Here is a 13,538-nt window from a genome sequence, read left to right as displayed (position 1 = left end):
TATGAAAATGAAAATATATAAATTAATAGGAGTTCTGGGCATATTGTCCTTTTGTCTGGTCTCTTGTAAAAAGTTCTTAGATACAAAACCATACGATAAAATAACCGCAGACCAAACCTGGACTAGTGAGAACCTGACAACGGCATTTATCTACCAGATCTATGCGGACGTGTTGAGTAGTGATTCCTGGTTGGCGGCTTATGCGAGTCCAAATTCTGCACGTGCAGAAAGTTCTACTAAAAATGCGATGACGGGGACATTGAACGGCCCCTTCTGGTCTAAAGACCGTGCAGAACTGATGACGAAAAATGATGATTATAAATGGTTGAATTATAATTTACTCTGGAGAATCCATACGGCCATGAAAAAGATTCAGGAAAGCACCCTGTTTTCTGAGGCGTATAAAAAACGTTCCCTGGGCGAGCTGCACTTTTTAAGGGCTTCTCATTATTTCATCTATGCCAAATTGTATGGTGGTTTACAGATCATTGACAGGGAATTGAGTCCGACAGAGGACTTACAGATCCCAAGAAAATCGATCAAAGAGACTTACGATTTTATCCTTTCGGATCTGGATATTGCCAGTCAGGCGCTACCCCCTACTGCAGAAAGAGGCAGGGCTTCTACTGCGGCAGCTTATGCGCTGTTGATGCGTGTTGGTGTACAGGCAGCAGCTTATGTGGATGGTGGCAGCACCAATAGTGTGTATTACGACAAGACGATTGCCGCTGGAACTGCCTTAGGATTAAACGCCTCAGGTTCTCAACTGAGCCCTTATGCTAATATGTTCAGGGCTTATGAAACGGCAATTGCTGCACCGGAAATCATCCTTTCCAGAGAACGTTCTAAGATCAATAGCTCACTTCATGACACCCCGATTCAGTACCAGGGATTATGGGCAAATGGTAATTATTCCGCCTATGCGAAAGAACATTTCCCGATCAATGTAACCATGAATTTCTGGGGAATGGACGGTGGTTCCTGGCCAACACAAGACTTGGTAGACGACTATCTAGTGAAGGATGTGGACGGTAGCATCAAGCCATGGATGGATGCTTCTTATGTAAGTACCGGTAAAAATGTAGACGAGAAAATGTATTTCAGCAGCACTAAGAAAAGAGATTTAAGGTTTTACTCTACCATTTTATACGATAGCTGTATGTATTTCAACAATCAGGCCCGTGTATTCTTTAGAAGAGATGGAAATGTGAGTAATGCCAACAGTAAAATCAATGAAGGTTCTGTAGAAGAATATGGTTACAAAGCAGGAAATACGGAGAATTACAACTCTTCTACCGGTTATGCGATGATCAAATACCAATACGATCATATCATTAGTTTACCAAACCCCGGTGATCAGAAATTAGACTATTCCTATTCTGTTTTCAGGTATGGGGAGGCTTATCTGAACATGGCTGAGGCTTACCTGATGAAAGGTGATTTCGCAAATGCGAAGGCCTACATGACGCCAACCATGGTAAAACATGCCGGTTTCGACGAAAGTAAAGTAACGGGTTATTTAGCCGCACTAACCGGCAACACCTGGGGAACGTCTTTATTTGAAGCCTACAAACGAGAAAGAAATGTGGAAATGGTTTATGAAAACAATGATGCGTACTGGTCTCTTTTACGCTGGGGAATGAGAACTTCCGGTGGGGTAAAAAATGGCGAATACGCGACGAACGGTTATGTGATTCCGGAATTACAGGGCTCCTTACGTGGCATCCGGATTTCCAGAGACGGGAAGACTTATTCCTTTTTCCAGGACAACAATTCGGTTGGAGAAGCACGGTTTACGCCTAAGCGTTACCTGATTCCGATTAATGAAGCTTTCCGTTTACAATCTGGTGTAAAACAGAACCCGGGTTGGGATTAACTCTAAAATATAGCAATGAAAAATATAATAAAACCACTGTTTAGTGTCGCAGCCATTGGATTAATGTGTTCCATGTCTGGTTGTTTAAAACAAGGATTAGATGAGTTACAAAACTCCAATCAAAAAGCAATGACTTCTGTAGATTATACCTATCGGTTTTTGTACACGGATACCATTCAAAAAGGAACGACAAAACAAGAGATTGTACCCGATCGTGTTTGTGAGGTGTTGTTTAAAAAGAATGTAGTCAGTACCAAAGAGAATGACCTGGATGGCTTTACCACCACGCTGTCTTATGATATCAATTCAGTCTTAAAAGCGGGGCCTACGGGCTCCGTGACTAAGGCCATGTTGTTTGCTGAATTTGATAAGCAGATCAGGAAAAGTCAATTGAGTAGATTATGGGTGTATGTGACGGTTTCAGATGTAGCCACGATTATTCCTATAGCGGATGCGCCTAAATTAGGCAGTCCGGGAGACTTTTCAAAAGATCATGTGTATCAGGTGAAAGCAGCTGATGGATCGACCAAAAATTACTTCATCAAAACCATCCCAGGGTTTTAATAAACTTACTCATTCGTTCTCCATTAGTTTTTAAACCTAAAAATGGCCTGTATCCTTCTTAAAGGATCAGGCCATTTTTCATAGGTATCAATCTATATTTAGCGCATTAACGCAGTCTGAAAGTCACACTTCCTTTCAATTCTTTATCTTTAATATTGATCCGGTTATCGCTGAACGGGGAGCCATAAAAGCGTTCAGAACCACCGTTACTGTAATCAGCGATCAGGAACTGAATCCGGCTATCCTGCAACCAGCTTCTCGAAGACTGTTTTTCATTGGATAGCACCTTAATCCCTTTGTTGTCTTTATTGCGGAGTTCCGCAGAAATGATGTGCTGTTTGGTAGAGCGGAAATCATTGGAGCCCATTTCATTGGCATCATCTTTCCAATGTGCCGCAGTTGGTTTCCCAAATTCTTCTACCGCAGGTAACCATTTGGCATTGAGCTTTGCAGTTCCGGCATCCCTCGAAATATCTTCCGGAGCGTAGACGGAGAAGTCGCCGCGTCTTTTCCAGTTCAGCTGGTCAAAATCAGTTGGCAACTGAAACAACATCCCATACTGGTAGGGACTGAAAGCCGCCCTATCACTAGTCTTAAGGGTATAATCGACCTTTACATTTCCGTTCTTTAAGAACACATATTTCAGCGTGCCGTTTGCATTGGAATAAGTAGTTTCCATCTTCAGGAGGATACTATCCTGACTTTCCTGAACGCTCAGGTTTTTCACAAACAGGGTGATTAAAGGGTAGTTTTTTATCGGGTAAATATTGTTCTGATAGGTATCTCCGGCAACGTTAGGTTTCCCACCGTCTTCGCTGTTCATTGGTACCAGGCAAAATACGGGCCCTTGTGTCAGGATTCTGGCGCCCTGGTTTTCTGCGCCGGAAATGATGCCTGTTCTTTTATCGATTGTAAACCTGTTTTCACCCTGTTGGATGAAATAAGCCGCAGGACTCTCCTTTAGGGAAAGCCGGGCAAGCGACTGATAGACTTCTGGTTTTTCTGCTTTCAGGATGATGCGTTCTTCGCTGGAAACAAAGCCGGAAGCTTCCTGAAAACTCAGGTAAACTTCCCCGGTTCCTGCATTTACGGGGATTTTCAATTGTCCTTTTTGACGCGGACCTATCGATGATTTAATGGTTCCCGAAGCATTATTGGTTTTATAAGTAATGGTAAGTTCCGACAATGGGATAAAATCATAGCGGTTTTCTACCTCAAGTATCAATTGATTATTGGTGATTTTGAGGCCTTTTAAGTTTTTGATCACCACTGGTGAATAGGCTTTTTTCATGGCCCAATATTCTGGTTTCGGTCTGCGCCAACCGTCTATCGGCCCCCATGGCCCATAACCAAGAATCCTGCCGTCTGGCAAATGGAAAGTATCGTCGATTCCGCTCCAGATGGCACCGCCCAGACTCCCTTTATGGTGGTACATCGTATCGTACATTTTAACCATAGGAAGGCCGAAAGCGCTCCTTACCCCAGGATCTGTGAGTAGTTCCCTCCTGTTGTAAGTACTCAGGTGGGCATATTCGCCAAAAATAGTGGGGCGCTTCATGGTATCAGTTGCTGCTGCGCCATCTATGCCAGGATAATGAAAATTAGCGACATCGGCCTTGCTGCCTCCGTTGTTGTAACCACCCCAGGTTTGATCATGGAAGGCTGTTGGTCGTGTCGGATCAAATGCTTTGGCTTCATCCTGAACTTTCTGCCACAATGGGCTCCAATACGATTCATTGCCCAATGACCAGATAATCACGGAAGGGTTGTTTTTTGCAGCCTGCATTTTCTCCAGGTTTGCGGCAAGCATATAAGGCAGGAATTTTTCATCCTTATAATCCCATAGTCCCCAGATTGGCGAGGCCGAATGCTGGATCCAGGTGATTGAAGATTCGTTTTCTACGAAAAGTCCGATCCGGTCTGCCGCTTCCAGAAACTCTTCTGAAGGTGGATAATGAGAAGTTCTGATAAAATTGCAATTGCCTTGTTTGAAGAGTTCCGCATCTTTGATCTCCAGGTCAGGACTGATGGCCCTACCGGTTAAAGGGTGTATAGAATGTCGGTTTACGCCTCTTAACTTCACCGGATGTCCGTTTACTAAAAGCTCATTTCCCCTGACTTCCACTTGTCTGAACCCTACTTTCTGATGGTTTAGCTGTACTGGCTTACCCTCTATCAGCAGTTCTGTAGTTAAATCATATAGGTAAGGATGCTCGGTATTCCATTGTCTGGGGTTGTTTACCGCAAAACTTTGCGAAGACAGTAAAGATGCTCCCGGACTAAGCGCCTGATCCATAGCGATGGTTTTGTTTAAAACCACTTTACCTGTCTGATCCTTTAATATATACTGTATGGCAGCTTTGCTGCTGTTTTTTGACTCATTACTCAGCTTTGTTTTAAGCTGTAGCGTCGCGTTTTTATATTGTTTATCGAAAGTGGTGACTACACTCAGGTCTGCAATATTGGTTTCGGGCAGGGCAAATAAGGTTACCTTTCTAAGAATCCCTCCTACTGTATGCGCGGCATACTGAGAAGTACAAGCCAGAAAATCACTCACCGTTAAAGCCTGCACTTCTACTTCCAAAAGGTTCTGCCCTGGTTGTAAAAAGTTAGTTACGTCGGCTTCAAAAGGGACAAAACTGCCCTCATGTTCAGCTACTTTATGGCCGTTAATTTTGACTACTGCATGAGAACTTACACCATCAAATTTCAGCTTGATGCGTTTATCCTTCCAGTTGGGTAGCAGAAAAGTTTTGCTGTAAATGGCGGTTTCTCCTGTATTTACAGTAAATCCCTGCATCACCCATTCGCCGGGAACCTGGATCGGTTTCCCTGCAGGTTTGTCTATATTTTCGGAAAACTGCCAGGCGCCATTGAGGGACATTTTTAACGCCGGATCTGCCGGAAATGGCGATAAACGGCCAGGTGCATTGTTTTTTTGAGCGGTCTGTAGCGAATTGCTACTTTGCATTTGTGCTATAGAATTGTTTCCTGCAAAGAGCAGGCAGCACAAAACTATCTTTTGAAAATTCTTCATTTGTTTGTTTTACGAATCGAATACGATCATGCTATGCGGTTAAGGCTGGAATTACCAGGCATCAAAATTCCACAATTTACGGGAATTATGCTACACCTCATTTATCTGCCACTAAACCTTTTTTATCATTTCTATAGAATTGAGTTAAGCATGGGAAGAACTCATTCATTTTTATAACTTTAAAGAATATTATGATCCATTTATACAAACCGCTTGAAAAATTTGTTCATGGAATCGCCTCAGTTGAACCTGATGCGATTGATCAGGCACGTATTAAACTGCTTTTATACATCCTGATTCTATATGTACCCTATTCGGCTATTTTAATTGTGGCCTATATTTTTGGTGGAGAAACGCAACACCTGATCCGGGTAGCTATCATTTTTAGTTCCTGCCTCCTCTTACTAGCGGCGATTTACTTCTTCAAGGTATGGAAAACGGCTTCACACCTTGTACTCTGTAGCCTTACACTGGCGGTATGGAGCAATCTGTTCTATTATGTGCATAACATTAATGTAGCAACGCTACAACTGATCTGGTTTGCCTGCGCACTGGGCTTTTATATGCATGGCTTAAAATGGGGTTGGTTTTACGCAGCAACCAATGTGATACCCGTATTGTTTTACACCGCCAGCGACAGTCAGAATTATTTCTACTTAGGTGCCGGACCGTATATGGTGAGTCAGCAGATTTACCTTTTTGTGATCTCTTATAATTTCCTATGGATTATCTACCTGCATTACTATTTTTTCAAGGTATTTACCCATAATTTCAACAAACTGACGACGACCAAAAACGAACTTAAAGAACTCAATGAAAAGTTAAGGACCACTTTGGAGGATCTTCAAAGCACTTCCAATGCGAGAATGGATTTCTTATCGACCATGTCTCATGAATTACGGACGCCATTAAACGGGGTAATCGGGATTTCGAATGCTTTATTGCTTCAAAATCCACGTAAAGATCAGACAGAAAACCTTGCCGTGCTGAAATTCTCTGCGGAAAACCTATTGCTACTGATTAATGATGTGCTTGATTTCAACAAGTTTGAGTCTAATAAAGTAGAGCTGGAGCATATCCCCTTCGACATGGCTATACTCCTGAAAAACATCAATTCCATCGTACAGCTGAAAGCCCGGGAAAAGATGCTGGATCTCCAGCTTGAGGTCACGAAGGATTTAAAAAATAAGATGATCATTGGCGACCCTACGCGCTTAACGCAGGTGTTATTGAACCTGCTGAATAATGCCATTAAATTTACCGAACGCGGATCGGTTGCTTTGGGTGTACATACGGTAAGCATAAATGAGGATCACCTCAGTCTGAGTTTTGCAGTCACCGATTCCGGTATTGGCATTGCAACCGAGAAACAACAGGACATTTTTGAACCTTTTACTCAGGCCTCCAGCAGTACCAGCAGAAATTATGGTGGCACCGGACTCGGTCTTCCCATTGTGAAAAAGGTATTAATGATGTACAATAGTACAATTAAACTGATGAGTATGCCGGGGGTAGGATCCATGTTCCATTTTGTAATTGAATTTCCATACCAACAGTCTAACGCGGAGAATTCACATCAATTGAATAATAATGGAAAAGAACTGGCGGACTTGAAGGTATTAGTTGCGGAAGACAACCCGATTAATGTGCTCGTGATTAAAAAGACACTGGAGCAATGGAACATTAAACCTGTGATCGCCGCAAATGGAAAAATTGCCTTGCAAAAGGTGGTAGAAAACGATTTCGACATCATTTTGATGGACCTTTACATGCCGGAAATGGATGGTTATGAGACTGCCGGGGCGATACGTAAACTTAGCGATCCGGCTAAATCAGGGCTGCCAATTATTGCATTAACAGCGGATGTGAACAACAGTGTGGCCTTGAAAGTGAAGGAATCAGGCATGAATGACTACCTGTCTAAACCATTTGATCCAAATGATCTTTTTCAAAAACTGAGAAAACTAACCCGGGAGAAATCTGCGGCTTCCAGCTTATAATCTGAGGTTTCCCGGGTATGATCTGAGCCTTCCGAGGTATAATCTGAGATCAGCATTAAGTTTTGGCAAATTTCTTTGTTGCAGCTACACAAAGGATCACCCCGGCAGTTACGCCCAACATCCCCATACTGATCTGTTCATGCAGTAAGGTAGTGGCTAATGCTAAACCAAAAACCGGTTGCAGCAGCTGTAGTTGTCCAACAGCAGCGATTCCCCCCTGGGCTAAACCCCGATACCAGAATATAAAACCAATAAACATACTGAACAGGGAAACATAGGCCAGACTTCCCCAGGCTGCGATACCAATGCCTGCAAATGATTCCGGGCGAAAAAATATCGCTAAGGGTGCCATCAGCGGTAATGCCAACACCAATGCCCAGGAAATCACCTGCCAGCCCCCTAATGTTTTAGACAGTTTTGCTCCTTCTGCATAGCCTAGTCCGCATAAGATAACACCTGATAGCAACAGCAAATAACCGATTGGCGGCCCTTCCAGACCTTGGGAGACTGCAAAACCGATCACTAAAACGCTTCCCAGAATAGAGAAAAACCAGAATACCGGCGCCGGTCGCTCTCCCCCACGGATCACTGCAAAAACAGCCGTAGTGAGGGGTAATATCCCCATAAAAACAATAGACTGCGCGGAATTAACATATTGTAAAGCCATGGCCGACAATAGCGGGTAGCCTACCACGACGCCCAATGCGACAATAAACAGAGAAAAAACCTGTTTTTTGTCGGGCCGCTGCTCTTTGAAAAACAGCAGCACGGCTAAAGCAAGTATTCCGGCAATCGTTGCCCTGGCCAGGGTTAAAAACACAGGGTCGAAATCTAAAACGGCCATTCTGGTGGCAGGTAGCGAGCCACTGAATATCAGTACGCCGATGAAACCATTGATCCAGCCCTTCGAGCTGCTATCTACAGATTTATTTATAGTTATTGCTTCCATAATCATTTAAAACTTAAGACAAAATTGCTCAGAAGCTGTTGACAATTACAGTATCAGTTTTGTATGTTTGCATGGACACAGTTACTTGAATTAACATGAGCAAGGTTTTTAGATATGATGAAATTGCGACCGGGATTGCTGTTCAAATCAGGAATGGCGTTTTAAAACCCGGCGACAAGCTACCTTCTGTGAGGAAGTTATGCGAGGTACATGGGATTAGCATGAATACGGCAAAACGGGTCTTTCTGGAACTGGAAGCCCAATCCTTAATTGAATCAAAACCACAATCCGGATTTTTTGTAAGTAAACAACTTTACCAGAAACTACCGCTATCTGCAGTCAGCCGGCCTTCTCTGATTGCCAATGATACAGAGCCGGAAGAATTGATCACGAAGGTTTATGCCAATATCGGCAATGAAAATCTGACGCTACTTTCTATTGCGGTTCCTTCCGGAAATCTGTTGCCGGTAGCGAAATTGCAGAAAGAGATTTTGCAGGCTACACGGGAGCTAAAGGATGGCGGTACGGCTTATGAACCGCTTCAGGGGAACCTTAAACTACGAAGAATGATTGCGGTCCGCTCTCTGGGATGGGGCGGGAATTTACAGGAAGAAGACCTGATCACAACCAATGGCGGCATGAATGCCCTCGCCCTATGCCTGATGGCCGTAGGGAAACCGGGGGACACGATTGCGATGGAAAGCCCTTGTTATCCGGGGATTTTACAACTTGCGGTAAGCCTTGGGTTTAAAGTACTCGAATTACCTACACATCCCATTACGGGGATAGAAATAGAAGCGCTTAAGAAAGTGATTCCTAAAATCAACATGTGTCTGTTGGTGCCCAATTTCAACACCCCTTTAGGGAGTTGTATGCCCGATGAACAAAAAAAGGAAGTGGTAGAACTCTTATCAAAACACGGTATTCCGCTCATTGAAGATGATGTTTATGGCGATATTTATTTTGGTACGCAACGCCCCAAATGCTGCAAATCATTTGATACGGAAGGGAATGTTTTGTGGTGTGGCTCTGTTTCTAAAACGCTGGCTCCGGGCTATCGTGTGGGCTGGGTTGCCCCGGGTAAATATAAAGAACGACTGCTGAAATTAAAGCTGGTACATGCGATATCTTCTAACTCCGTTATTCAGGAAAGCGTTGGTAATTTTATCAAAACCGGGAAGTATGAAAAGCACTTACAACAGCTTCGGCGGACTTTAAACAGCAATTACCAGCATTATGTGGAAGCCATTGCGGAACACTTTCCCGAAGGAACAAAAATGAGCCGGCCGCAAGGGGGCCTCTCCATTTGGGTAGAGTTTAATCAAGAAATGGATACGACAAAATTGTATGATCTAGCCATCAAGCAGCAGATCAGCATTGCTCCGGGGCGTATGTTTACCCTACAAAATCAGTTTGAAAACTGTATCAGACTCTGCATCGGCCTCCCCTGGTCTGCTGATTTAAAGTTCAAACTGAAACAACTTGGAAACCTGGCAAAAATGATCAAGTAACATTTGTCTATGTTTTTAGACAAATGTTAGGTTTTACTTGCTTGTCTAAAAACATAGACGTAGATTAGGTTTATCAACTAAACCAATCTTACGATGAAACTATTACTAATTGCCAGCTCCATTTGCTGTTTCAGCAGCCTTGCCTTTGCGCAAAAACCAAACAAAGATTTCCTGGATACGGTAAAAATCAGGGCTTATTATGTCTTGTCGAAAAAGACAGCCCCTACTGCCCCTTCGGATCGTAGAGATACCATGGTGCTGGACATCGGAAAGCGGATTTCCAGGTTCTACGACCCTGCCCGCTTAGGCAGAGATTCTGCCCTTTCTGAATTGATGAACGGCCCTAAAGAAGACCTCAAAAGTGTGCAGGTGTTCAAAGGCGATAAATCGAAAGACCTTTCCAATCTTCCGGGTACCAGGCAATCTAACGCCACGGAAGGCGAAAGCTACCAGATTTTAAAAGAGCAACAGGGCATTACGGTGTTTGATTATCTGAGCGACGCTAAAGGGACTAAACTTCAGTATGAAGACCGCTTTCCTAAGCTCAACTGGGAACTGGTGGAAGGGACAGATACCGTTGCCGGTTACACTTGTCAGAAAGCTTTACTGAAGTTTAGAGGTAGAAATTACACGGCATGGTTTAGCACGGATATTCCGGTAAATGAGGGGCCATGGAAATTCTCTGGTCTGCCGGGACTGATTCTAAAAATCGAAGATGCAGACCAGTTATTCTCTTTTAGCCTGATCGGAATGACACAACCAAAATCGGTATTGCCTATTGTACTTGCTAAAGGAGACTTTTTAAAATGTACCCGGACTGAATATACGGAGCGCCGGAAAAAACAAGGCATGGGCCTCCAGCTCAATTATACCAATGGGGTGATGAGTATCGCCGAATTACCTGGCAAATTTGACCCTGTTTTAATGGAATTAGAATGAGGTTCTGGTATTTATTTCTCCTGATTTGTTCAGGTTCTTTAGCCTTTGGACAGACTAAAATCAGCGGAATTCTTAAAAACAAAGAAGACGGCAAAGCCATGTCTGGATTAAGCGTTACGGTGAAGGCGAAAGCGGGTTTGAAAATGCTCAGTTATACCCTTACAGACGATAAAGGGGCCTACCAGCTGGTATTTAATACTCCGGAAGACAGTGTTATGGTCTCCGTTTCTGGCATGAGTATTCAAAAACAAACCCGCTCCCACCCTAATCAAACCGGAGGGCTAAATTTTGACATCACCTATGAAAGTATCGTTCTTAAAGAGCTAAAAGTGACACCACCAAAAATCCGGAGGTTAAATGATACGCTGAACTATGCTGTGGATCAGTTTACCGGCAAAAACGACCGGACAATTGGCGATGTTTTGAAAAATATGCCGGGTATTAAAGTGGCAGATAATGGGACCATCAGCTATCGTGATAAGCCCATCAACAAGCTATACATTGAAAACCAGGACCTGCTGGAAGGGCGTTACGGCATTGCCACCAATAATATCGTGGCCAAAGATGTGGAAACTGTGCAGGTGCTGGAAAATCATCAACCTATAAAAGCGTTGAAAAACAAGGAGTTTACCGATGAGGGGGCCCTCAACCTGAAACTTAAAGATCATGCCAAAAATGTATGGGTGGCCAATGCACAGCTGGGTGCTGGTTTGGCGCCTGTACTATGGAATAATGAGCTTTTTGGGATGTATTTTGGCAAAGGAAAACAGCTGATGACGACTTATAAGGGAAACAATACCGGCGACGATTCCGGAGGGGAATTGAAGCGCTTTTACGGTAGCGATGACAACCTGAACTTTCCGGTTTCGCTGGGAATCCAGTCGCCGGTACCACCTGCTTTGAATAGGAAAAGATACTTATTGAACCGGGACAATGCCTTTTCGCTGAACCGGCTACGCTCTTTTGGAAAGGATTACAAGCTGACGACGAACCTTAGTTATCTGAACGACCGGCAGCGCAGGGACAGTTATTCCCGCTATGAAAATTTCCTTCCGGGGGATAGCACTTTGGTAATAGAAGAGCGTATGAACTCGATTACCCGCTTTCATCACCTGGATGCCAGTCTGAAACTGAATGCCAATACCGCTGCGTTTTACTTTGACAATTCCCTCAATTTCAGTGGGGATTTGCAGCGTAAAGAATATGGAAGTGTAGAAAATGAGCAGTTGATCAATCAGGAAAGAACAGCTCCCTATTTCAAAGTGAGCAATAATTTGAGTATGATTAGAAACTATAAGAAACTTACTTTCCGGATCAATTCCTACCAGAGTTTTGGGAAGATCAATGATGATCTTAACGTGAATCCGATGTTGTATCCCCTGCTGTTTAGCGATCCGGGGGGGCTGACTGGTACTGCGCAATCCCTGAGACAACAGTTGTTTGTTTCTCAAAACAGCCTTAGCTTTAGAATCAAGCATGGAAGGTTTAGTCAGAATTACCTGGCCAGCGCAAATGCAAACCTTTTAACTTTAAATTCGGCGCTGCAAAGTGTGCAGGAAACGGGGGCTTTAGGAAAAAAGACTGATTCGCTGAGTAACCAGCTGCACTGGAACAGGTATGATTTTGGTTTGGCGCCAGAATACACTTATGCGGATAAAAAAACAGATCTAACGCTAAAACTTCCACTGAGTTATATGCAGTTATTCCGGAATGATTTGCTGGCGGATGCTCCGCTTTCCCGGATTGCGCAGGACAGGGTATTTTTTATGCCAACTTTAAGGCTAAATCACAAGCTCAATTTGCTATGGTCTATGTATGCAAATGCGGGTTATTCCCGGAATATTGATGGTGCAGAAAACGGCTTCACTGGCTATATGATGCAATCGTACCGGTATTTGGTGCAAAATGAGGGGCGGTTACCAGAGCGTAATACGCAATCTTATGGAACGGGTTTCAGATACTCCCACCCGATTAAAATGCTTTTTGTAAATCTCTCCGCTACGTATTTCCGCAGCAAAATGAATCTATTGTATGGTCAGGAATTTCAGGGTTTCCTAACGGTAAAGCGGACGCTGGACATTCCTAACACCGCCAATGGCTTTAATTTCATGGTCAATATAGACAAGGGATTAGATGGTGTTTTTCAAAAAATAAGTCTGGATGGCGGTTATAATAATGCTGAAAACACCCAGCTCAATCAAACCGAAATTACCAGATTTGTGAACCGCACTTTTTCTGGAGCTGCGCGGATCAATGGAAAACCTGCGGAATGGGTAGATTTCAATTATGGCATTCGTTATGTAAGTACGGAGAATATCTTGAAGAACGATTCCAGAGATTTTAAGCCCATTCGTGCTGCCACGCAAACTGCCAGAATAAATTTCTTCCCTTTAAAAGATCTGGTTGTTCGTTTAAGCTATGAGAACGGTTATAACAGCGCGGTAACCGGAAGCGGCAGAGCAATGAATTTTGCGGATGCAGGGATAAAATACAACCTGAAAAAGTTAGAATTCAACCTGGAATACAACAATATCTTTAATACCAAACGCTATATCGCTGCGGCGTATAATGGTATCGGTTCTTACTACTCCAGTTACGAGCTCAGGCCGACGCAGGTTTTGATGAAAGTAAGGTTTAAGATTAAGTAAGCGGTTTGATGTCT

At 43.5% G+C, this 13,538-nt stretch carries 8 protein-coding genes; 6 read left to right on the top strand and 2 right to left on the bottom strand.

Going from position 1 to position 13,538, the window contains the following annotated elements; genetic code table 11:
• Window positions 1-7 precede the first annotated feature (7 nt).
• Both R2Q66_RS21700 and R2Q66_RS21695 read left to right on the top strand, forming a co-directional pair.
• On the top strand, window positions 8-1,876 hold the full coding sequence (locus R2Q66_RS21700) for a RagB/SusD family nutrient uptake outer membrane protein (RefSeq protein WP_316753178.1): 1,869 nt from the start codon (window positions 8-10) through the stop codon (window positions 1,874-1,876).
• Window positions 1,877-1,891: 15 nt separating this feature from the next.
• Window positions 1,892-2,440 carry a DUF5018-related domain-containing protein gene (locus tag R2Q66_RS21695; RefSeq protein ID WP_316753176.1) on the top strand — a complete coding sequence of 183 codons (549 nt, stop codon included), beginning with the start codon at window positions 1,892-1,894 and terminating at the stop codon, window positions 2,438-2,440.
• 106 nt (window positions 2,441-2,546) lie between these two features.
• Here the strand turns inward: R2Q66_RS21695 and R2Q66_RS21690 are convergent, their stop codons facing one another.
• On the bottom strand, window positions 2,547-5,477 hold the full coding sequence (locus R2Q66_RS21690; RefSeq protein ID WP_316753174.1) for a glycoside hydrolase family 2 TIM barrel-domain containing protein: 2,931 nt from the start codon (window positions 5,475-5,477) through the stop codon (window positions 2,547-2,549).
• Between the two features lie 191 nt (window positions 5,478-5,668).
• Between R2Q66_RS21690 and R2Q66_RS21685 the strand changes: the two genes are divergently transcribed.
• Window positions 5,669-7,477 (top strand): response regulator, encoded by a 1,809-nt coding sequence (locus R2Q66_RS21685; RefSeq protein ID WP_316753173.1) that lies wholly within the window; start codon window positions 5,669-5,671, stop codon window positions 7,475-7,477.
• Between the two features lie 55 nt (window positions 7,478-7,532).
• Here the strand turns inward: R2Q66_RS21685 and R2Q66_RS21680 are convergent, their stop codons facing one another.
• The gene (locus tag R2Q66_RS21680; protein WP_316753171.1) at window positions 7,533-8,426 is read right to left on the bottom strand and encodes a DMT family transporter; all 894 of its coding nucleotides are present in this window, start codon (window positions 8,424-8,426) and stop codon (window positions 7,533-7,535) included.
• Window positions 8,427-8,521: 95 nt separating this feature from the next.
• On the opposite strand from R2Q66_RS21680, the gene R2Q66_RS21675 reads away from it, so the two are divergent.
• The 3 genes from R2Q66_RS21675 (at window position 8,522) to R2Q66_RS21665 (ending at window position 13,524) form a co-directional block, all read left to right on the top strand.
• Window positions 8,522-9,937: a PLP-dependent aminotransferase family protein gene (locus R2Q66_RS21675; RefSeq protein ID WP_316753169.1), complete on the top strand. Its 1,416-nt coding sequence runs from the start codon at window positions 8,522-8,524 to the stop codon at window positions 9,935-9,937.
• 93 nt (window positions 9,938-10,030) lie between these two features.
• Window positions 10,031-10,876 carry a GLPGLI family protein gene (locus tag R2Q66_RS21670; protein WP_316753167.1) on the top strand — a complete coding sequence of 282 codons (846 nt, stop codon included), beginning with the start codon at window positions 10,031-10,033 and terminating at the stop codon, window positions 10,874-10,876.
• The gene (locus R2Q66_RS21665; protein WP_316753165.1) at window positions 10,873-13,524 is read left to right on the top strand and encodes a hypothetical protein; all 2,652 of its coding nucleotides are present in this window, start codon (window positions 10,873-10,875) and stop codon (window positions 13,522-13,524) included. Before R2Q66_RS21670 ends, R2Q66_RS21665 begins: the two co-directional genes overlap by 4 nt.
• Window positions 13,525-13,538: the final 14 nt, after the last annotated feature.

This window comes from Pedobacter gandavensis, from assembly GCF_032677645.1.
Classification (GTDB): domain Bacteria; phylum Bacteroidota; class Bacteroidia; order Sphingobacteriales; family Sphingobacteriaceae; genus Pedobacter; species Pedobacter gandavensis_A.
The sequence above is the reverse complement of the archived record's forward strand: the minus strand, read 5'-3'. Positions and strand labels throughout refer to the sequence as shown.